Source organism: Pumilibacter muris, from assembly GCF_943193045.1.
Lineage (GTDB): Bacteria > Bacillota > Clostridia > Christensenellales > Pumilibacteraceae > Pumilibacter > Pumilibacter muris.
This window is the reverse complement of sequence record NZ_CALPCN010000004.1, coordinates 81,631-103,800: the sequence shown is the minus strand read 5'-3', so window position 1 is coordinate 103,800 and position 22,170 is coordinate 81,631. Positions and strand designations below refer to the sequence as shown.

The window sequence follows — 22,170 nt, the reverse complement described above, 5'->3', positions numbered from 1 at the left end:
AAAAGCCTTGCAAAAACGATAAGAGGGAGGGACACTTTTCGATTGTGTCCCTCCCCTCTTAACACCCCCCCCGCAACGAAAAAGGCTGCGCTTTTTATGGCTTTTTATAGGTTGGAGTTAAAATAACAGTAACAATTTTTTTATTACAAGTTAGTAAAACGAGCGCGGCTACCTTTTACATGAAGCGCTCTTCGCCGCTTATTATTCGGCGGGAACGTATTCGTTTTCGCCTATCGTTATTTTTTGAACGGTTCCGTCGGGGTAAAGGGTGACTACTACCGTCTTAGATGTGCGGAAAGAGAATACAAGCGTATATTCCGTTCCGTCCTGCGTTCCTTTTTTATCGTAAATGTATTCTTCGTTTTCGTCACCGTTTAACTGAATATAAAAATCTTCACCGAAAAGATTACTTCTGATTTCAAACAAAACCGTTTGAGTTTCGTCGTACTCGTCCGTAAACGTTTTGCCGTCTAACATATTTTTGAGTTCGTCTATTGTGGGCAACGCGATAGGCAAATAGTCTTTTCCGTCAACCGTGATTTTTTCTATTCCCGAAGCCGAATATGTCACAATTACCGTTGCGCTTCTCATAGAAGAATATGCAAACTCAAAGGTATACACGCCGTCGGCAAACAAACCGCCTTCATAATCGTAGGTTACGCCGTCTAAACTAAAAGTATAGTAATCGCCCAACCAAGTGCTGTCCATATAGAACATTGCGGTTGTTCCGTCGGCGGCTTTATATCCCGTGTTTAGAAGCATGTTTTTCATTTCGTCAACAGAGGGGAACAACACTGCGGGGCTATATTCTTTCGTAGCCGTTTCAACCGTTTCGCCAACCATAAGTTTGGTTATTCCCGCTTCGTTCAAATGAACAAGCACGCAACGCGAATCAGTCCATGCGTCTCCGAACATCAGCGTGTAAACGCCTACTTCACGCGAGTAGCTGTCTAAAAGGAGTTCGGTTTCTCCGTCTACGATTTGGAACCATGCGCCCATTATTCCCGAACCCGATTCGAACGAAACGACGGAGCCGTCTGCGGCTGTAAACTCTTTTCCGTCAAGCATTTCTTTGAGCTCGTCTATAGACGGCATACCCGCAATAGCGGTGTCTTCGGCGGCAATAGCTTCGCTCGCGTCAAAGCTGTCGCTAATCATCAAACTGCTGCCCTCTTTCCAAACGTATTTATAAGCATAAGAGTTGTTTCTCATGGGCAAAGCTTGTTTTCCGTTCGTCATAATAACTACGCCGTTCGACGTTGTATAGTTGTATTTCCTCGTTGCAGTTCCTTCCACATATTCGAGCGAAATTGTTGTTCCCAACCAACTCGAACTTACTTTAAACGAATAGGTAGTTCCGTTGTTAGTATAATTTCCCGCAAGCTCTTCGTAGTTGAGCATTGCTTCGCCCGTAAATTCTTGCGCCGCGCCGTCCGCAACCGTAAGAGTCGCAACGCTCGCGGCTCCGTTTTTAGAAAGCACCATGCTCGCGCTACGCGGCTCGTCAATTCCCATTCCGCTTTCGGTCATAGTAATGGTAATAATTCCGTTTTCTATGTCGAATGTGTCGAACGAATAAGACGAAGTTGTTTGAGAATAAGTAACCGTAACGGTTCCGTTGTTTTCCTTTTCGGTTCTTTTAAGGAAAGTTAGCTTAATACCGTCGGACAATACTTCGAGCATAGTGTTTTCGGTATTTTTGTAAACCAGCGCCATAAACGGGTCGAACACCGCCTGCACTTCGGGCGTAAAGTACGAATTAAGTCCCCACTTCATTCCCGTAGTAGTAAATTCTATGAGCGTAGTAAATCCTATTCCGTTGTCTCCCGATTCGTAAGTATATGCCGAAAGGCGAGAGGTTTGCGTATTTTTATTGTAGTTTAATATGGGATACCACAACAGTTTTTCGGTTTGCTCTCCGCCGATACTTGCCGTATACACTCTTGTAAGCGTTCCGTCGGCAGCAAAAGTAAGCGTGTCGGGATTCCCGCTGTAAGTACGTCCGTAAACCGAACCGAACACCGATTCGAGCTCGCTTTCGGGCACAAAATTGTTAGCTTGCTGCACAACCTCTTTGCCCGTTTTGGAATCGAGACGGGCACGGAAATAGCGCACGTTTTGCGCGTCCGAGTCGGCATAGAAGAAGAACGTGTCGTCGCCGTCTTTATGGCTGAGCACAAAGCCGCGATTTTCGCCGCCGTAAGCCGCGCGTTCTTCGCGGTACTGTGCCGTAAGCTCGGTATAATCGGCGGCAGCTCCGCCGCGAGCATAACGGGCGAAAGTACCGTTTTCCGTAATTTTAAGCATTTCGCTTCCGTTGGTGTATTCCACAATAAAGCGGTTGAAAAACTCGACTGTGGTAAAAGCAAGCGTTTTGTTTTCGCTTGTAAGCAAAATCGCGTCGTTTTTGCGAAGCGCGGTAAAACTTTCGGCGCCGAGCTCAAATTCTATTCCGTATTCGTTTTCTCCTTCGCCGACTATAACCGTAGGTTTTGCTTTAACGGTTTGAGCCGCTTCGGCTCCCTCTTTAAACGTTACCGAAAGTTCGTCGGTTATAGAAAGAGTTATTTTTGAGCCGCCCGCAACCGAAACGAAGTCGCCCGCAAAACGCTCTTCGAGCATTTGCCCCGAAAAAGCGCTAACCGAAGTATTGCCGCTATATAAAAGCGTAACGCCTTCGTCGCGGTATGCCACCAAATAATATTCCTTGCTTTCAACCTCGAAGTGCACCGCTTGCACGCCGTTGAACACAGCCTCGTGCGCTTGAACTGCGGCGCCGTTAAAAGTTACGTTAGCCGCAGGTTCGCTCGCAACGGTGAGAACGTCGCCGTTTTCGGTAATCCACGTTCCGTTAAACGCGTCGCTTATATAAGTTGCAACGGTGAACTCTTCGCCCGAATCGGCAGACACAAGCTTATAGGCGCCGAACTCGGTGGGCGCAAGCACAAGGTTGTAATTTTTTCCGTCGGCGGCAAACGAAACCGTGTTTCCGTCTATTGTGAAAGAAACGTTTTTATTGCCGTTCGCGCCCGTAATTTCAACGGTGCCGTTTTCGGTATTGAAAGTATATTTATTAACGCCGTCGAACCAGCTTCCGTCCAAAAAGTGGGAAGTTGCGTTGCCTACGGGAGCGCCTGTGGAACTCACAAGTTCGCCTTTTTCGTTATAATATATAAAGTCTACATAACCCTCGTAATTCACGTCGAAATACAATGCCGTTTTGGGCGCGTTATGTTCGTTATCGCCCAAAAACATAACCGTTTGCCCGCGCCCGGCAATAACTTTGCCTTCGTCCAAAAGCTCGCCGTCGTGGCTGAGGTAAACGGGCATATAGCGAGTAAGATAATAGCCTTCGCCGTTCTCCACAACGTATTCGCCGTCTATAATAACAAAATGTTTCATAACCGACACAAGCGAAAAATTTGTTGTGTAGGAATAAGCGCCCTTAAAGTTGTCGGCTTTGGGGAACCAACTGTCGGAATGTTCCCAACCTTCGGAAGTTTGAACATAAGATTCCAAAAACGCCACATAACCCGACTGTATTTGTTCTTTTGTTACCACAAACGCGTAAACGTTTTCGCCGTCGGAATAAATGCTCACGGGAGCGTCGTATTCCACGTCGTAATTTTGCGAGGGGTTCGAAAAGTCGGGAGTATAAGTAAACGTGTCTTTACGGAAATATATTTTTTTATAAATAAGATTTTTAGGCTCCGCGTTTTGAGCGGCGCTGAAAACCGCACCGTTCGAATTAAATTCGATTTCGGCGCTTCCCGAAGTAAATGCGCCCGCATAACCTATATGAACGGGTTCCGCCTTATTCAGTATGTGCGAGGCGTCAAGTTCTATAAGCGTGGAAAAATGCAACGACGGCTCCGAATCGGTAAACAATTCGCCTTGCGTATGCGAGCCGTAAGGCACCGAAATTTCCTCTCCGCCAACAGTGAGTTTTACTTCGGCGGGAGCGTTCTCTATTTCCGCTTTAAGAGCGGGTGTTTCTCCGTCTAAATTCCAAACCGTTTGAGGAAGTCCGAGCGACGTAAAGAAAGGAACCACGCTTTCCCCTTTTGTAACGGTTGCCGCGCTTTCCGAATTCACGGCAACGTCGGAGCCGACCGCGCAATTAACAACGTCTTCGTAAGCATAAAACGAAGCGTCTACCTTACCCGCAATGCCGCCCGCGTTTTTGCCCGCAATTATGCGGTTGCCGAACACGAACGCGCGGAAAATAGCCGAGTTAGCTTCTTTATTGCCGGCAATGCCACCCGCGTTTTCGCCGGAAGTTACGGCGCCGCCGAATCCGCAATTTTGAATAAGTCCGTTCGCCGCAAGAATGCCCGCAATACCGCCCGCGTTCGTTCCCGACGCGGCGACTTCGCCTGTTGAAACGCAGTTTATAACCGAGCCGCCGCTTTTACCCGCGATGCCGCCCGCTATAAGTCCCTTAACGCTCACGGAAGAATTAACGTATTCCATTCTGCCGCTTTTGAGTTCGCCCACTATTCCGCCCGTTACCGCACGTTCCGACTTTATATTTCCGCTAACGGTCAGCCCCGATATTAAGGCGCCGTCCGCAGTGTTCGCCAAAACGCCCGCAGGAATACCCGAAAGTTCCGCGTCGGAAGAAACGACTTCTATTTCACCGCAAAGTTTAAGGTTTTTTACCGTGCCGGAGAGCGTGTCGAAAAGAGTGTCGGAAATCGACAGACTCATTCCGTTGCCGTCGTAAATTCCCGCAAATTCGCTTATGCTCGCATGATTGTTCTTTTCGCCAAGCGCCGAAACTATGTCCGCGGTTTGAATATAGTTTGCCGAAACAAATTCGCTCGCGCCCGCCTCTATATATTCGCTCATAAGTTCGAGCTCTTCCGCAGTGTCGATTGTAAACGGACTTGCCGCCGTTCCCTCGCCGCCGAGCACCGACGTGTAGCGCGCGGTTAAAGTTATATCTTCCGTCACAGCTTCGGTAAAGGTATATTCGGCGTCGCCCAAGTACCACCCGTCAAAAGTCCAGCCTATTCTTTCGGGGTCGGCGGGCTTTACCGCAGTTTCTCCGTCCTTCACCGTTTGGGGTTCAATGCTTCCCCCCCCCGCGATTTGGAACGTTACCGTATGTTCGCTTGCAGGCTTTTTTTCGCCCGTGCATGCCGCAACTCCTACCGCCGCAAGCGCAATCACCATCGCAATCAACGCTATTCTTAGCTTCTTCATGTAACCTCCGTAAAAAAAATCCGCGCGCAAAAGCCTTCGTTTTTTAAGCGCCCTTGCTCGCGGATAACTATTATATGCCATTATAACATAAGAATATGGGTTTGTCAATAGGAATTTTTGTAGAGCAACGCCCAAACTTATATTTTAAACACTGCCAAGCATTCGAGATTCGCCGTTTGAGGAAACATATCGAACGGAGTAAGTCGCGTAAGCGAATAACCTTGTTCCGACAAAATTGCCGCGTCTCTTGCGAGAGTGGCGGGAGCGCACGACACATAGAGAACTTTTTCAGGACGGGCGGCGCACACCGCATCGAGAGCCGCGCGGGAACAACCCGCTCGCGGAGGGTCGAGCACAACTGTGGAATTTTTCGCGTTTACTAAAACTTTGCCGAGTTCAATAGAACAGTCGCCGCAAACCGTTTTCACGTTTTTAATTCCGTTTTGTTCGAGCATAAATCTCGCCGACTCAACTGCTTTGGGCTCGATTTCGATTGCAGTAACCGAATTTGCCGAGCGGGCGAGCATTGCGCTAAGCACTCCCGCGCCGCTGTATGCGTCTATAACGTTCTCCCCTTTCGCCTCTTTCGCTATTTCGCGATAAAGAAGTTCTCGCACGCCGTCGTTCACTTGAAAAAAGCTTTGCGGATGCACTTTCGTTTTCAGGCCGTCTATTATTACGGGCTCAACTCTTCCGCCCACGAAAACGCTGTCCTCGCCCAAAATGCAATTACCGCGCGAACCGTTTATATTTACGTAGTAAGCGTAATTTTCGCCGTACAGCTCTTTCAGCTTTTTTTCGAAAGGCGCGAGCCTTTTAGCAAAGTTGCCGTTTGCCACCGCCGTTACGGTTACGGTATTTCCTAATTTTCGCGCGGCAAGATGCCGCACTTCGCCCGTTCCCGTAGTTTCGTTGTAGCCCTTTATTCCGTTTTCGCGCATAAAGTCAATAAACGCGCCTATAAGCTTGCCATTCCCCTCGAACTGAATAGGACATTCGCTAATCGGAACAACTCTGTGCGTCCCTTCGGCAAAGAATCCGACGCTCGGTTCGTCGCCGCGCACAGGTAAACTCATTTTGTTGCGGTAGTTTTTAATAAGCGGGCTCGGAACAACCTCGTCGGGCAAAATATTTATATGCGCTATTTTGCGAAACGCGTCGGCTACCATTTCGCGCTTATAACGCAGTTGAGCCTCGTATTTAACGTGTTGCAATCCGCATCCGCCGCATTTGCCGAACACCGAACAAAAAGGCTCCGTTCTGTCGGGAGAAGAACGGAGAACCTGTTTCAGTTTTCCCACCGCAAACGTGGGTTTTGCAAGAATTATAACGGCGCGGACTTTTTCGCCCGGCAACGCCGTGCGGATAAACACTGTGTAGCCGCCGACGTGTGCTATTCCCTCGCCGTTGCAACCTATGCCGTCGATTTCAATTTCTATTACGTCGTTTTTTTTAAGCATTTATATGCCTCGTTAAGAACGATTTTTAAAATACTCACGTCATGCGGTAAATTTTTAGGAAGCCGAAGCCGCAACCTTTAAAATCTTAAACGATTTTTTAGCTTTTTTCCGAAAAATTCCGCAATGAAAATTATTTTCTGTCTTTAAGCGGCACATAGTCGCGCACTTCGGAAATACACTCGTAATTCGGGCGTATTATTTTACCTTTGTTGCTGAGTTCCTCTATGCGGTGCGCGCTCCAACCCACTATTCGGCTAACCGCGAAAATGGGAGTGAACAATTCTGTGGGTATGCCGAGCATAGAATTTATAAAGCCCGAATAAAAGTCTACGTTAGCCGACACCCCTTTGTACATTGTGCGGTGCTCCGAAATAACTTCGGGTGCAAGTCTTTCTATTTTTTCGTAAAGTTCGTAATCTTCCGTTCTGTTTTTCGCTTCGGCGAGTTTTGCCACATACGACTTTATTATTTCGGCGCGGGGGTCGCTAACCGAATAAACGGCGTGCCCTATGCCGTAAATAAGACCGGCTTTATCGAAAGCTTCTTTGTTCAGAAGTTTGTTCAAATAGTCGCGCACGGCTCCGTCGGAACGGTTTTTTAAATGCGCTTTCATATCTTCGAACATTTTAACCACTTTAATGTTGGCGCCGCCGTGACGCGGACCTTTAAGAGAACCGAGCGCCGCCGCAATCACCGAATATGTATCCGCGCCCGACGAAGTTACAACATGAGTGGTAAACGTGGAGTTGTTGCCGCCGCCGTGCTCGGCATGAAGCACTAACATCATGTCGAGTATTTTCGCTTCGAGCTCGGTATATTTGCCGTCGGCGCGCAAAAGGTGAAGCATGTTCTCTGCGGTGGAGAGGTCTTTTTCGGGCGTGTTTATTATAAGCCCGCCCTCTTCGTGATAATATTTAAACACTTGATACGAATATACGCTTACAAGCGGGAATTGCGCTATGAGCTGCAAACATTGCCTCAAAACGTTGGAAATCGAAATGTCGTCCGCTTTTTCGTCGTAAGAATAAAGGGTAAGAACGCTTCGGCTCAATCCGTTCATCATATCGACGCTCGGCGCTTTCATAATAACGTCGCGTATGAACGACACGGGCAAACTGCGCATTCCGCTTAAAATTTCTTTAAATTCTTTGAGTTCCTTTTCGCTCGGCAACGTTCCGAACAACAACAAATATGCCGTTTCTTCAAAGCCGAACCTATTTTCGCGCACAAATCCGCCCGCTATATCTTTTATGTCAATTCCTCTGTACCTGAGTATTCCTTTGCACGGAAGTCGGCTTCCGTCGGGTTCGGTGGTTCTGCCTATAATATCCGAAATATCTGTAAGTCCCGCCAAAACTCCGTTTCCGTGTTCGTCGCGCAAGCCGCGCTTAACCTCATACTTGCTGTAAAACGTGTTGTCTATTATTGTGCTTTCACGCGCAAGCTCGCTGAGCTTTTTGATTTTGGGCATTACCTCTTGTAAAAATTCGTTAAATTCCACTATTCTCTCCTTTCTCTTCTATTTCCGTACCCTATACTTTCCATGATATGCGCGTTTTTTCTTTGCGTTTTAGCGATTGCTTTCTTTTATCTGTCGGTCTGTGTCGCGTTTTATAACCTTTTCTCTCGCCGTTTCCCTCTTGTCGTACAGTTTTTTGCCTCTGCCCAAAGCGATTTCAACTTTAACTTTGTTTTTAACAAAATACAATTTTGTGGGCACAAGAGTAAGTCCTTTTTGCCTTACTTTGCCTTCGAGCTTGTCGATTTCGGCGCGGTGCAACAGTAGCTTTCTATTTCGGCGCGGGTCGGGCGCGAACGAATTTCCTTTTTCGTAAGGCGATATAAAAAAATTTTTAAGCCAAAGCTCTCCGTCCGAAAGCTGACAAAAGCTGTCGCGCAGACGGGCGTTGCCTTGTTTTACCGACTTAACCTCGCTCCCTTCGAGAACTATTCCCGCTTCTACGGTATCGGTTATTTCATAGTCGAAATACGCTTTTTTGTTGGTGTCTATTATTTTCATTTCTTTTCGAGAAAATTCTCTCCGTCTTTTTAATTCTTTTTTCTAAAATAACTATTTAAGTTTAAATTACTTTCCTACGCAAAAGCGGGAAAAGATTTCGTTTACAACGGCTTCACCCGTATTTTTGCCCGTTATGCGTCCGAGAGCGTCGAGCGATTTATACAGGTCGGAGCAAACGCAATCAAGCGTTAAGGTTTGAGCGGCTTCGGTTGCCCGTATTAAATCGCTTTCGCATTCTTTCAATGCGGCGTATTGACGCGGATTGTTTATACAGCCGCCGCCCGCGCTCATTTTTTTGCCGCGATTATAAAGTTCTTCTTTTAGCGCGTTTATTCCGTCGCCCGTTTTGGCGTTTAAAACTACGGCGCTATTTCCGTTTTTCAAAACAACCGTTTGCTTCGCTTCTTCAACGGGTTGGAAAGAGTTTATCACTAACAAGGCTGTTTCGTCAAGAAAATCGGGGCATTCTTTTTCGTCGTTTATAACGCGCAATATTAAGTCGGCTTCTTTCATTGCGGTTTTGCTGCGCTCTATTCCCATTTTTTCAACTTTATTTTCGGTTTCGCGTATGCCCGCAGTGTCGGTTAAAACAAAAGCGCAACCTTTATAAATCATCTTTTCTTCTATAGTGTCGCGCGTGGTTCCTTCTTCGTCGGAAACTATCGCTCTTTCCGACTGCAAAAGAGAGTTGAAAAGCGTGCTTTTTCCCGCGTTGGTTTTGCCCGTTATTGCAACTTTTACGCCCTCTCTTTTTATTCTTCCACCGTAATATCCTTTAATTTCTTTTTGAACGTCAGTTTTAACACTGTTTATTCCCTCGATTAGTTCGGCGCGGGTTTGTTCTTCTATATCTTCTTCGGGATAATCTATGCTCACTTCGGCGCGAGCAGCCACTTCCAAAAGTTTATCGTATATTTCGTTTATTGCTTTTTTTGTTTTGCCCTCGCTTTGCTCGAAAGCGTTTTCTACCGCTTCCAAATTGTCGCCGTCTATTAAGTCGCTTATTCCTTCGGCTTGCGTCAAATCTATTTTACCGTTTAAAAAAGCTCTGCGCGTAAACTCTCCCGCTTCCGCAAGACGGGCGCCCGCGTCGAGAACGCTTAACAACGCTTGCTCGGTTAAAAATTTTCCGCCGTGAAAATAAAGTTCCGCGCTCTCCTCGCCTGTGTAACTTTTTCCGTTTTCGAAAATAACCGCCATTATTTTATCTTTAATTCTTCCGTTAAAAATACACGACAACATTTTAGCGTGAACAAATTCTTTTTTTGGTTCGGTAAGCTTTATAACTATTTCTTTGCTTCCCTCTCCCGATATTCTTATACAACTCACGGCTCCGCGCCCTATGGGAGTGGAAATCGCGGCTATAACGTCGTTTTTATTGTTTTTTTCTTCTTTATTATTGTTATACACAATATTCACCTTGTATCCACAGCGATTTATCCACATTGTGGAAAAGTATGTGGATAACTTTTTTTATTTTTACTATATAAACGTATATTTTTTACTATTAACTTTTTTATGTGGATGAAATGTTTATAATTTTATATAAACATTATATTTTTTTCCACATTTTATTCTTTGAGAAATTTCGATATATAGTTGTTTTTTACAGTTTTTTTACTTTATCACACTATATATAAGTTTGTCCACATTTTCACACTTACTACTTTAACTACTACTACCCATATATAATAATATTACTTACATTACAGCGGCTGTTTTCTCGGTTTGTTTTGGTTGCGAGGATATTTTAAAGGAGTTTCTTTCATCTTTTTTATTAAAACGAGTTTTCTCGTTATATCCGAATAAGGAAGCTTAACCGACACTACGTTTTCAAGTTCACCACCCAAAACCGAAATAGCGTTTTTTGCTTCTTTTATTTCGTCGTCGCAATTTTCGGATTTGTAAGCTATGAATTTTCCGCCCGTTTTCACAAAAGGCAAAGTATATTCGCAAAGAGTATTCAGCTTGGAAACCGCTCTTGCCACCACAGTGTTGTATTTAACGGTTTTATCGAGCTCTTCCGCTCGCGCATGTAAAGTTTGAACTTTTTCAAGTTGTAGTTTTAAAATCAAATCGTTTAAAAATTCTATTCTTTTGTTAAGACTGTCTATAAGAGTAAAATCCGAATCGGGCATCATGATTTTAAGGGCAAGTCCGGGAAAACCCGCGCCCGTGCCTATGTCGGCAACGTTTCCTTCAATATAAGGAAGAGCGGCAAGAGAATCGATAAAATGTTTTATTTCTATTTCTTCGGGTTCGGTTATTGCCGTAAGATTGAATTGCTTGTTTTTCTCTATTAAAAAATCACGGTAGACACGAAATTTATCCGCCGCGTCTGCCGCAATTTTTTCAGAGAAAGAATTGTTGATAAGAAATTCCGTAAGTTTTTTCATTTTTTAATTAACTATTTAACCGAATACGGATTTATAAAACCGTCGTTGATATAAAGTATTCCCAACGTATTTTTTCCGCAATGACTTGTAACCGTGCATCCCGCCTTAGTTTCTATTATTTCTTTGAAAGGCGCAAGCTTTTTAATTTCTTGTATAACCGAACTTACGGTTTCGTCGGAAGCGTAAGTATGGGTTACGAATATTCTCGTGTAATCGGGATTATTAAAGGAATTCAACGTGTCGGCAACGTATTTTAAAATAACTTTATCGAAGTTTCCCATGTATTTCTTTCCTACAACCATTCCGCCGTCTTTAACGAGAATAGTGGGCTTTATTTTTAATACCGACGCGGCAAAACTCGCTATTCCGCTGCATCTTCCGCCCTTTCTCAAATATTCCATAGTGTCAACAACGAACGAGGCTTGAACGTATGGAATTCTCGCGTTTACCGATTTTACTATTTCTTCGGCGGACGCGCCCGCTTCCGCCATATCGCAGGCGTGCATTGCGAGAAGTCCCGTTCCCGTAGAAAGATTGTAGCTGTCTATAACGAAAACGTTGTTCAATCGGGAAGCGGCTTTTTTAGCCATTTCGTTGCTTGCCGAGAATTTGCTCGAAATATTAAAATGAATAACGCTGTCGCCGCAATCGACGTATTGCTTGAAAAACGTATAAAAGTCGTCTTCGTTTCGAGCAGCCGTTTTGGGAAGAACGTTGTTTTCTTTAACGAACGTAAAAATATCGGGAGGGGTTACGTCCACTCCGTCGTGATAGCTTTTTTCGCCGAGAGTTACTATAAGCGGTAAAACGTCTATGTTTCTTTTTCGGAAAAGAGCTTCGAGGTCGGCGGTTGAGTCGCAAGTTATTTTAACCATTTTATAAAATAACCTCCCTGTTTAAATTATTTTCGAAAGCTATAATCGATAAAATTTATCCGTTTAATTCCATAATTTTGTTGGCGTTGTTGTTTTCGTGGTATAAGAATTTTAAAAGTTTTTCCAAAATGGAATCTTTTTCTACTGTGAAAACGGATTTGTGATATATGTTGGTTATAAAGTAAGGACCGTCTTTTCTCGAATCTTCGCTTACGTTTCGATTGTCGCCCATAACGAAAAATTCGTTTTCTTTAATGAATATTTCTTTTCCGAAAAAGAATTTTTCTTTGTTTTCCGGACTGTCGGGATTTTTTACGTTTTCGATTTTTTCCCAAGCGGAGTTGTCTTTATTTTTAAATCCCGATTTTTGCATGGGTTCGTTAATGTATCCGCTTTCGTCAATCAAAGAGAAATTTTCTTCGCCGCTTTTTTTCATGTAAAGCAAAATAAAGTTTTCGTCTTCTTCGCTCGGAACAAACATAACGGAATCGCCTCCTACGGCTATAACCCTTTTTATTATGTTTGTTTTGGTTTTCTTATTTTCGTCGTCTTTGGTTATAACCACTATATCGCCGCGTTTGTAAGTTTTAGAAGTTTTTAATAATAAAACGTGGTCGCCGTCGTGAAGAGTGTTTACCATACTTGTGCCTCTCACTTCGCAAAGCTGAAAAAAACAGACGAACACAAGCAAAAAACTGAGCAAAAACACAACAAAATACATTAAAGCCATAACGTAAAGATTGTCGGGCTTGTTGTTTGTAAGGAATCTGTCTTTTAAAACTATTTCCCACGCTTGCTTTTTCTTTTTTTTGGTTTTACTCATTTTTTATATTACCGAAATTTAAACCCAAAGAAGAGAGCTTATTAAAACTTCTTCTTCGGCGTCTATTCTTAAAAGAATAGCCTTATCCCACCCCGAAAGATAACCTTCGTTGGATTTTAAATCCGAAACTTGAAGCATAATTTTTGTCCAATCCGTTTCGGGACTGATAAACTTTTTGCACGAATACGTTGTGAAATGTTCTTCGTCGGTAACAGAAAAAGTTACTTCTTGAGCTACGGGCGAAAACATTAAAAGTTGCAAAACGCTGTCGCGCGAACCGCTGAACGCCACGTCGCCCAATTTATAAGTGCACAAACCTTTTGACGCGCTTATTCCGCCTATTGAGAAAGGACCCTCTTTAACTTCGGGAACGAATTTCTCTTCCGCAGCAAAAAAGTCGTCAACTCCCATGTCGCTGTCGTATATAAGTCGGCGTTTGGTTATTACCGTAGGTTTTATTTTGAGAGAGGACGGAACTTTTTTTAAAACGGGCGTGCTGTAAATAAATCCGTTTTCGGTTGTGAGGCAAGCGAAAGAATAAACTGTTTTATCCGAAGAATAAACTTGAGTATAACCTAAATATTCGTCTTCCCCCGCTTTTTCGAGAGGCACGGCGCGCCAGTTTCTGTATGCGGGGTTGGTTATTCCGTGCGATACGAATAAACTAACCTCTTTTAATTTGTGCGAACATTTAAGCGAAAAATACATTTTGTCTTCGGCGCCGCTTGCGGAAAAATCAAACGACGGAGCAAAGATATTTTTTTCTTCTTCGTTTAAAACCGAATTATCGAGGTATTCGGAGAAAAACAGATTTATGTTCGATTGAATTTCTTTAGTGTAAGATTTAGCTACTCTCGGAGCGATATAGAGCAAACTTTTTCCCGCCGCCTGTTCGTTAAGTTCGCTTATTCTGTCGAGCGAAGAGTCTACGTCGTTGGAACAGCATATTTGAAAAAACGGAATTTTATACATGTGAGCGTAACCGTCTACGCTCACACTCACTCTTTCCGACAATTTATCGACGTCGTCCGACGGCGGAAAGAATCCCGGCGAAAATAAAGAAGCCGCGCAAACGGGAAAATCTGACAAAGCCGCCGCTTTTATAACAGTGGAGCCGCCGAGATTAACTCCGAGCGCCGCAACGCGCGAAAATCCTTCGCTTTCGGCAAAAGTAAACGAACGCAAGCAAACGGTAGTCCAAACGTACCAACAAGTTTTTTGAGGGTGTTCGGCAATGGTGTAAAGCTCGTTTTTATTGTAGTTGGCATAACCGAGAGAGGGCGGATAAATAGTAAATCTTTCTCGCTCGAAAGCGTTTCCGACGTAGTCTACCGCAAGCACTGCCCAACCGTTTTTGATAAATTCCGAAAAGTCGTAGTCGTGAATGTTTTCGTCCGCTCCGAGCATTGCCAAAACAAGTTTATTAGAACTGTTTTCGGGCAATAAAAGACGCGCATAAATACGGGTGCATCCCAAAGAGGTAGCTTCTCCGTTGTAATACACATGTTTTTCGGTGCCGAACGACGTTTTGAAAGAGCGAATAACGCTTGTGTCAAGCGGCATAATTGAGCGGTCGTAATTCTCCCACAGCCTTTTTGGTGACAATATCATATAAGCATTTTACTCTTTTGCCGCAGATTTGTCAAGTAATAAGGTTATAATGGTAAAACGCCTGAAAAGAGGCGTTTTAATGTTGCGTTGAGCTTTTAATTGTGATACAATAAAAAAATGAGAAAAAATAATAACGAACGGCAAAAAGTTGCCGTAATAACGGGCGGAAGTAGCGGAATAGGAAAAGTTATAATTAAAACACTTAACGAATACGGATATAAAACCGTTTGCGTTTCGCGCACTGCCCCGCCCGAAGAAATAGAATGCGACTTTTTTCAATGCGATTTGTCGGTTTCGGAGCAAGCCGAAATCACCGCAAAGCGAATAGCGGATAAATACGAAAAAATACAACTTATAATAAACAACGCGGGGCTCGGAATATCGGGAGCAACCGAACTTTTACCTATGGAGAGCGTTCGTTACGTCATGGAAGTAGACTATTTCGCTCCTTTCATCTTCACGCGAGCGCTTTTAAAAAGCGTTCCTAAGGGCGGAAAGATAATAATGCTGAGTTCCGCTTGCGCGCTTTTCGCTTTGCCTTACCGCAATGTGTATTGCTCGGCGAAAGCCGCTTTAAATATGCTTTCATACGGGCTTAGAATGGAACTTAAAAACAGCGGAATAAGCGTGGTAACGGTTTGTCCGGGCGACGTTAAAAGCGAGTTCACCGCCAACCGTCTCAAATTCGAACAAACGAACGAACGCTACGGCAACAACGTTATTGAGTCGCAACAAAAAATAGACGGCAGACAAAACAAGCGTATGAACGTGAACAAAGTAGGTAAAAAAATCGCAAAAATAGCGGTAAAGAAAAAACGCGCTCTTTATATAGTGGGAGCCAAATATAAACTCCTCTATTTTTGTTCGCGCGTTTTCTCTCTAAACTTTATGCTTAAAGTTACGGGGAAAATGTTTAATTAAAAGAAATTGTTTCATTTATGCCGCAACTTGAATAGCTGAGTGCAACATATTTATAAGTGTGTACACAACTTCGGGATTTCCGTCGAAAATCTCGGTGTATTCAAGATATTTGAACGGTTCGTCGGTTATAAGGTTTTTCGGCTCTATGTCGCCGTTTTCAAGTACGAACGTAACGATATAGTGTAAAAATTCTTCTTGCATTTTGTTAAATTGATACATCGCAAGATATTCGGCAAACAGCTTATTTACGGCTTCGCGGTCAAGTCCCACGATTTTGCGAACAAATACCGCCACGCTCTCGCCGCAAGCTATATGTTCATAGTCGGATTGCGTTCCGAGTTCTTCCCATAGGATTCGTTCAAGTTCTCTCAAATCTCCGCTGTTGAGCGGAATTATATTCCGTATCTTATGTACTACGGGCAAATCGAAATTTTCGTCAAGATAGTCAATAACTCTCTGCTTGTAGTTTTTGAATTGCGGCGTTAAATGTTCCCCGCGCCTGAGTTCCACCTTATCCGAAAAGTCCGTTCTAAGCGACTCTATAACGTCGCGCGGCAAAAATCTCAGCAAGTCGCGCACTTGTTCGCGCAGTTCTTCCAACTTCGATATAGTTATGTCTTGCCAAAATTCGTTTTTGACTACCGACTTCAAATACTCTTTCTTTTTTGCAACTTCGGGTATTGTAGTCATATCGAGCAATATCGAGCAAACTGTCGTTACAACTTGTATCGCTTTCGAGTAGTCTTGTTCGCCCACAAGCTCGGCAAGCTCCATATTGAATATCCACAAGTCGAAAACCTTTGCGGTTTCCCCGTCGTTTGTTGCGTCCGCAAGCGGAACGATTTGCTTTTTAAGTTCTTTCAAATCTAGAACGCCTATATACTCCCAACTTGATTCGGCAAAATATTTATCGACATATTTTAAATTATGGCGCACGTTGATTAAATCACGGTTGAAGTTTTTAACCCTTGCAATCGCTTCCGCTTTTAGTTTATCATAGTATGTTTTGTGTTCGGGATTTTCTTGGTGCGTAAGCCGTTGCAATTCGTAAATCAAATCGAGTTTGAGCGAGAATATGCGTTGCGTTAAGTTCAGCGAGTTTTTGCCATCTTTGCCTTTCGGATTTTTCTTAAAGTACGGAAAATTCTCGCAACAGTCGAATATATAAAAACCTTGCTTATCCGAATAAACCCGTTTCGTATCATCGGTATAGTCGGCGTTTTCAAAAAACTCTTTGCACGTTGAAAACACATTCAATTCTTTGCATACGCGCGTTCCCCTGCCAATCATCTGCCAAAACTTGATAAGCGAGAAAACCTTTTTGAAGAAAACAAGATTCAACACTTCGGGAACGTCCACACCCGTATCGAGCATATCCACCGACACAACTATATGCGGTTCTTTGTTCGCCGTCTTAAAGTCCTCTATTATCGTGTGCGCATAATTCACGCTGTAATCGACAAGTTTAATAAAGCCGTCGCCTTTTTCTCCGTACAGCTTATTAAAGCGTTCAACTATGAGCTTTGCGTGGTCGTGATTATATGCAAATATAATACTCTTGCCTATCCGTTCGCCGTTCTGCACTTTCAAGCCGTCGTTCATAAGCGTTTGCAAAACCGCGTCGATTGTTCCCGTATTCGTTATTCGTTTATAGAAAAGCTCTTTGTCTATCCGTTTGGGAAAATTGCCATCGTCGTCCGAAAATGTTTCTTCGTATTCTTTCTTTTCGTCGTCCGAAAGGTCGTCGTAGCACAGTCCCGTTTTGAGTAGCGTGGGCGTGCTGTCAAAGTTCGCATAGTCTACCAAAAAGCCTTCCGCAACCGCTTTTTCATAGCCGTAGTTGAACGTAGGCTCGCCTTTGGGCAAATCGAAAAGCTCATAGGTGGATGCGTCAACTTTTTCACGCGGTGTTGCCGTAAGCCCCAACACAAGACTGTCGAAATACCGCAAAATAGCTTGATACTTATTGTAAACCGTGCGGTGGCATTCGTCTAATATAATCAAATCGAATTTACCGACGCCGAAAGCGCGTTTTTCGCGCTCTATAAAATTGAGCATTGTTTGGTAGGTGGATATAATTACGCGTGCGTTATAATCGCGGTCGTTCTCCGCTGTTTCGGATATTGCGCACACAGGCGAATTGGGCAAAAACTTAGCAAAAGCGTTTTTTGCCTGATTTACAAGTTCTGTTCGGTCGGCAAGGAATAAAACGTGTTTCGCCCATTCCGCACGTTGCAATACGTCTACGATAGAAATAGCGCAACGGGTTTTGCCCGTTCCCGTAGCCATAACGATTAACGACTTGCGGCTTTTCTTGTTAAAGTTCTCGCAAACAGCGGTCGCCGCTTCCTGTATAAACGGGCGGTCGGATATAGTAGGATTTATGCGCGTGTCGGTTATCTTTCGAATCCCACGTCGCACAATCATAGAGTGCAATTCGTCTTTCGTGTAGTACCCAAACACACGGCGACTCGGATAGCCTGCACCGTCAACAATCATCAATTCGTAGCCGTTTGTGTAGTAAATAACTGGGCGCACTCCCCACTTTTTTTCTATACAGTCGGCGTATAACTTTGCTTGCTGACTGCCCACAACAACGTCTTTGCTCGTGCGTTTGGCTTCCACTACTGCAAGCGGTTTGCCGTCAGAATCAAACAAAACATAGTCCGCATAGCCTATACCTTCGTTGTTAGGCATACCGTCAAGCGGAATCTCTATACAAGCCGTATTGGGAATTATTGCGCCTTTTGCTTTTGATACTTTCCATCCGGCTTCACGCAAGGCGTTGTCAATGTATACGCTTCTCGTTTTCGCTTCGGTAAAGTCCGCCGCCGACCGAAACGCGGCTTTTTCGATTTTGTCAAGTTTCAGTTCCGCGACGTCAGCTTTTGTTACTTCTACCGTCGCTTCGTCAAGCGTTCGCACCGTTTCGGTTGTAGGCTCGGCTTTCTTTGTGTAAATAGTTTTGTCGAATTTTTCGTAACCGCGTATAACGCCGAAACATTTTAACAGTTCGGCACAAAAATAATATAACGCTTCCAAGCCGTTCAACGCTTCCGTTTTGCTCACGCTTTCGCCGTGTGCAGCATTGTTTCCTATTTGCCGCACAAGATGTATGCCCGAAAATATTGTCGTGTCCATATACGCCGAAAACTGCTCGTCGGCTATAAGCGAAAAGAGAGTTTCGCGTTCGTTGTATTCGCCGTATTTTGCCGTATAAAAATACTTTACGCCGCACTCCAACGCTTTGCGTTGCGATATTGCAGACAGTTCCGAACGCGACAAAACAAACTCCTCAGCGTCGGCACAAAACGCATAGAGCTGTTTGAAAAAGCTATTGTTTTTGAGAAAATCAAAATTCATAGCGCACCGTGTATGTTAAATTTTATTGCTTGGCGATTTTTTTCATAAATCTTTTATAGTCTTTTTTTTGCATTGAATATCGCCTGTATATATACGGTTTTATTTAAATCTTCTATCGTGTAAAAAATTAAATAATCTTTATGTATAAGAAATTTATAGTCCATGCTTACAAGCAATCTATCGTCGGGATTAGCTCCTTTATTCGGCATTTCGCTAAGCGTATAACACTCGACTTCTAATTCTTGAACAAACTTTTTTGCAATTTCTCTGTCTTTTGATTGCTCGGCTATATATAAAGCAATATCACGCAAATGACCTTTCGCCGTATCGGTAATATTTATAGAATAGTTCATAAATCCAAATTATCCAAATCTTTATAAATACTCTCGATTGCCGAATGTAAAGTCTGAACTCTGCCGAGTTTAATGTCGTCTTGCGATTGCGCCAACTGTGCGTAAATTGCCAAACGTTCTTGCAATTCGTTTATAGTTCGCTGCTGTTCCAAAAAATCCGTATGACTCAAAAGAACGGTGTCCTCTCTGCCGTTCACGGTAATAGCCACAGGATGCTGATGCGCAAGAGCCGAAATTTCGGCGTAATTCGTTCGTATGTCTTTCGATGGTCTTATTGATATTTCGCCGCTCATATAACACAGTCTCCTTTATGTTGGTAGTAATATTATAACTTAATTTTACTACCGTGTCAATAGTATTATAAAAGATTATCTGAAGTATTCGCTCATTTTGCTGTCAAGTAGTTCTTGCAAGTCGGTTATTTGCTTTTTAACGATTGTTTTTGCTTTGTCTACTTTTTGCACAAATTCGGCGAATTTATTTTGCAGTTCGAGCGGCGGCAATATTGCTATAATTGCTCTTATACCGTCTTGATTGATTGTATATTGACCTGCCGAAGTGCTAATAAATTGTCGCATTTGCGATTTGCCGTAATGACTATTTAATAATACCATTGCAAAAGTTCCGTTTATTATGCTCTCATCAAAATGAACTCTAATTATATGGTCATTATGATATACTTTCTCATCAATAGAATGAAAAACAGCACAACGCCCAACATATTGCGGATTACCATTAACACGAGCAAAAAGAAAATCATTATTTTTAAGTTCAAATTTTAATTTCTCTTTTTCGGATAAAATAATTCTATTTACATTACTATAATCTATAACACCATCTTGTAATTCTACCAAACGTAAAACAATATTCCCATTTGCATCATGTCCGCGTCGGGTCAGTCCATTGTTCACGTTTATTATAATTTTTGATAAAGGTTCTTTTCTCCATTTCAATGAATTTTCAACGGGGTCTCCAAACATTTCAATAAAATGGGACTTGATAAGTTCGTCAAGAGTTTGTAACTGACTTCTTTTGTTTGATAATGCGTTCTGTATTCCGTTTAGCTCAATTACGATTCTTTTTTGCTCGCTTATGGTGGGAAGGTTTATTGAAAGTTCGTCAATATTTTCGGCTTTAATATTTTTTATGGTTGCCCCATAGCTGCTTGCCGAAATGCTTTCCCTATATTTATTTGAACTAAAATAAAGCCCGACGTAATTTTTGTTAATTGTTAAATCGTCTTTTATCCGAATACATTTACAAAAAGCACCGAAAGAATATTCGCCGTCGGTTTCAAACACGGCGGCTTTGCCCACTAAATCTTTACTTCCGCTTGACGCGCAAATAATTATGTCGCCTTTTTTTAATAATTGTTTTTGCTTTACCTTGCAAGGTTTTACATATACAAGGTTATCAAAAGTAAGTTCGTTGTTTTGAATATTATTAGCGCGTAGAATAGGATAGCCGTTTTCTTTTCTCACGATGTCCGACGGTTTATATGATACACCGCGTATTTGTTTCGCAAGCTGACGAATTTTCAAAACAGGCATCATTCTATCCCCTTGCAAATCTCGTCAATAACGGCGGCAAACTCCGTTTCAAGCTCGCGGATAGACTTTATAATCTCGGCAGTCGGGCGATATTCCTTTTTAGCAATCTCAACTTTGTGATACTTGTTAAAGCTCAAAACATAATCATTGTCTACTATATCTTGTTTGCTCACGAAAAACGATTTATCGAACGGCGTGCGCTCGCACTCGACGGCAAGATTTTTCCACCGAGTTATAACGTCGGGCGTGTCGTCCGCGTCCACCTTATCGCGCTTTTGGTCAAGCGAATATCCGTCCGCTTCCATATTGTAAAGCCAAACTTTATCCGTTCCGCCCGAATTTGTTTTTGTAAAAACGAGTATGCCCGTCTGAACACCCGAATACGGTTGAAAAACTCCGTTCGGCATATAAATAACGGCTTCGAGTTTTTGTTCTTCCACAATTTGGCGTCGCAACCGCGCGTATGCCTTTTCGTTAGTACGATTGAGTACGCCAACAGGAATAACGGAAACGCACCTGCCGCCTACTTTCAGGAGTCGCAAGAACAGCGACAAAAACAATAATTCCGTGCTTTTCGTACCGCCGCTTATTTGGTTTAACGATTTAGAAACGGTTGACGGGTCTAAACTGCCCGAAAAAGGCGGATTGGCAAGAATAAGCGAATATTTGTCGCTGTCTGTAAATTCTTCGGCAAGCGAATTGTTGTAACGTATGGTCGGATTATCCACGCCGTGCAACGTCATATTCATACAGCCTATGCGGAGCATATCGGTGTCGGTGTCGTAACCCGTAAACATAGTATTGTTAAAGTGTCGGTTGTTTTCCTTGTTCATAAGCTCGCGCGAATAGTGCGCTTGAATATATCTCGCGCTTGAAGTCAAGAATCCTGCCGTTCCCATAGCGGGGTCTATAATATTATCCGCAAGCGTAGGTTGCGCAAGTTCCACCATCATATTTATTATGTGGCGCGGCGTTCTGAATTGTCCGTTATCGCCGCTTGTAGACATTTTCGACAAAAGATATTCATAGCAATCGCCCATCATATCTTTATCGCCCAAGCCGAGCGATTCGTCGCTTAAACTTGCAACCATTTTATCAAGTATGTACGGATTGCTAACGGCAAACTGCGCGTCTTTCATAAAATTGGCAAAAGCCGTCTGTTTTTCGCCGTGCAGTTGTTTTATAAAAGGAAACACATTGTCGCGTATGTTAGCGTACATTCGCGTCGGCTCAAACTCTTTGAACACAGACCAACGCAAATCTCTATACGGCACGTCGATTTTATTATCTTTGTCGATATAGTTTTCGTCCTTAAAAGTCGGGTTAAAGTCCGCGATATTTGCGGCTAATCCGTGCGCAAGCATATCGTTCACCTTGCGTTCAATCTTTATTTGATTATCGTCGAGCATTTTTATAAATATAAAGTAAGTAATCTGCTGTATGTCGATTAACGGGTTTGTCATTTGGTTAGACCACATTGCGTCCCATAATCTGTCTAATTTGTTTTTCACTTCGCCCGTAATCATAAAAAACTCCTTGCGTGGATAATTTCAGTGCCATTATACCATATTTCGACAAAATCACAAAGTA

Annotated in this window: 15 protein-coding genes; 1 reads left to right on the top strand and 14 read right to left on the bottom strand. The window is 43.2% G+C overall.

Annotated elements, in window-relative coordinates:
- Positions 1–201 precede the first annotated feature (201 nt).
- The 9 genes from NFR62_RS06265 to NFR62_RS06225 all read right to left on the bottom strand — a co-directional run bounded on the left by NFR62_RS06265 (position 202) and on the right by NFR62_RS06225 (position 14,393).
- The gene (locus tag NFR62_RS06265; protein ID WP_251616171.1) at positions 202–5,208 is read right to left on the bottom strand and encodes an InlB B-repeat-containing protein; all 5,007 of its coding nucleotides are present in this window, start codon (positions 5,206–5,208) and stop codon (positions 202–204) included.
- Between the two features lie 137 nt (positions 5,209–5,345).
- On the bottom strand, positions 5,346–6,668 hold the full coding sequence (gene rlmD / locus NFR62_RS06260) for a 23S rRNA (uracil(1939)-C(5))-methyltransferase RlmD (RefSeq protein WP_251616168.1): 1,323 nt from the start codon (positions 6,666–6,668) through the stop codon (positions 5,346–5,348).
- 130 nt (positions 6,669–6,798) lie between these two features.
- Positions 6,799–8,169, bottom strand: a complete 1,371-nt coding sequence (locus tag NFR62_RS06255; protein ID WP_420851356.1) for a citrate/2-methylcitrate synthase — start codon at positions 8,167–8,169, stop codon at positions 6,799–6,801.
- A gap of 69 nt (positions 8,170–8,238) precedes the next feature.
- Positions 8,239–8,688 (bottom strand): SsrA-binding protein SmpB, encoded by a 450-nt coding sequence (gene smpB / locus NFR62_RS06250; RefSeq protein WP_251616166.1) that lies wholly within the window; start codon positions 8,686–8,688, stop codon positions 8,239–8,241.
- Positions 8,689–8,754: 66 nt separating this feature from the next.
- Positions 8,755–10,098, bottom strand: a complete 1,344-nt coding sequence (gene mnmE / locus NFR62_RS06245; RefSeq protein ID WP_251616157.1) for a tRNA uridine-5-carboxymethylaminomethyl(34) synthesis GTPase MnmE — start codon at positions 10,096–10,098, stop codon at positions 8,755–8,757.
- Between the two features lie 296 nt (positions 10,099–10,394).
- Entirely contained in the window at positions 10,395–11,084 is a 690-nt protein-coding gene (gene rsmG / locus NFR62_RS06240; protein WP_251616145.1) for a 16S rRNA (guanine(527)-N(7))-methyltransferase RsmG, read from the bottom strand.
- An 11-nt stretch (positions 11,085–11,095) separates the two neighbouring features.
- On the bottom strand, positions 11,096–11,959 hold the full coding sequence (locus NFR62_RS06235) for a DegV family protein (protein ID WP_251616125.1): 864 nt from the start codon (positions 11,957–11,959) through the stop codon (positions 11,096–11,098).
- Between the two features lie 55 nt (positions 11,960–12,014).
- Entirely contained in the window at positions 12,015–12,782 is a 768-nt protein-coding gene (gene lepB / locus NFR62_RS06230) for a signal peptidase I (RefSeq protein ID WP_251616122.1), read from the bottom strand.
- A gap of 18 nt (positions 12,783–12,800) precedes the next feature.
- Positions 12,801–14,393, bottom strand: coding sequence for a hypothetical protein (locus NFR62_RS06225; RefSeq protein ID WP_251616119.1), 1,593 nt, complete (start codon positions 14,391–14,393; stop codon positions 12,801–12,803).
- 117 nt (positions 14,394–14,510) lie between these two features.
- Between NFR62_RS06225 and NFR62_RS06220 the strand changes: the two genes are divergently transcribed.
- On the top strand, positions 14,511–15,314 hold the full coding sequence (locus NFR62_RS06220) for an SDR family NAD(P)-dependent oxidoreductase (protein ID WP_251616104.1): 804 nt from the start codon (positions 14,511–14,513) through the stop codon (positions 15,312–15,314).
- A gap of 15 nt (positions 15,315–15,329) precedes the next feature.
- Here NFR62_RS06220 and NFR62_RS06215 read toward each other — a convergent pair whose 3' ends face one another.
- From NFR62_RS06215 to NFR62_RS06195, 5 genes are all read right to left on the bottom strand, one after another.
- Positions 15,330–18,677 carry a type I restriction endonuclease subunit R gene (locus tag NFR62_RS06215; protein ID WP_251616102.1) on the bottom strand — a complete coding sequence of 1,116 codons (3,348 nt, stop codon included), beginning with the start codon at positions 18,675–18,677 and terminating at the stop codon, positions 15,330–15,332.
- Positions 18,678–18,730: 53 nt separating this feature from the next.
- Positions 18,731–19,030 carry a type II toxin-antitoxin system RelE/ParE family toxin gene (locus NFR62_RS06210; RefSeq protein ID WP_251616097.1) on the bottom strand — a complete coding sequence of 100 codons (300 nt, stop codon included), beginning with the start codon at positions 19,028–19,030 and terminating at the stop codon, positions 18,731–18,733.
- The gene (locus tag NFR62_RS06205; RefSeq protein WP_251616094.1) at positions 19,027–19,323 is read right to left on the bottom strand and encodes a type II toxin-antitoxin system Phd/YefM family antitoxin; all 297 of its coding nucleotides are present in this window, start codon (positions 19,321–19,323) and stop codon (positions 19,027–19,029) included. The genes NFR62_RS06210 and NFR62_RS06205 overlap by 4 nt, the downstream gene beginning before the upstream one ends.
- Before the next feature lie 75 nt (positions 19,324–19,398).
- Entirely contained in the window at positions 19,399–20,583 is a 1,185-nt protein-coding gene (locus tag NFR62_RS06200) for a restriction endonuclease subunit S (protein WP_251616092.1), read from the bottom strand.
- Positions 20,580–22,106, bottom strand: coding sequence for a class I SAM-dependent DNA methyltransferase (locus tag NFR62_RS06195; RefSeq protein WP_251616085.1), 1,527 nt, complete (start codon positions 22,104–22,106; stop codon positions 20,580–20,582). The genes NFR62_RS06200 and NFR62_RS06195 overlap by 4 nt, the downstream gene beginning before the upstream one ends.
- Between the last annotated feature and the right edge of the window lie 64 nt (positions 22,107–22,170).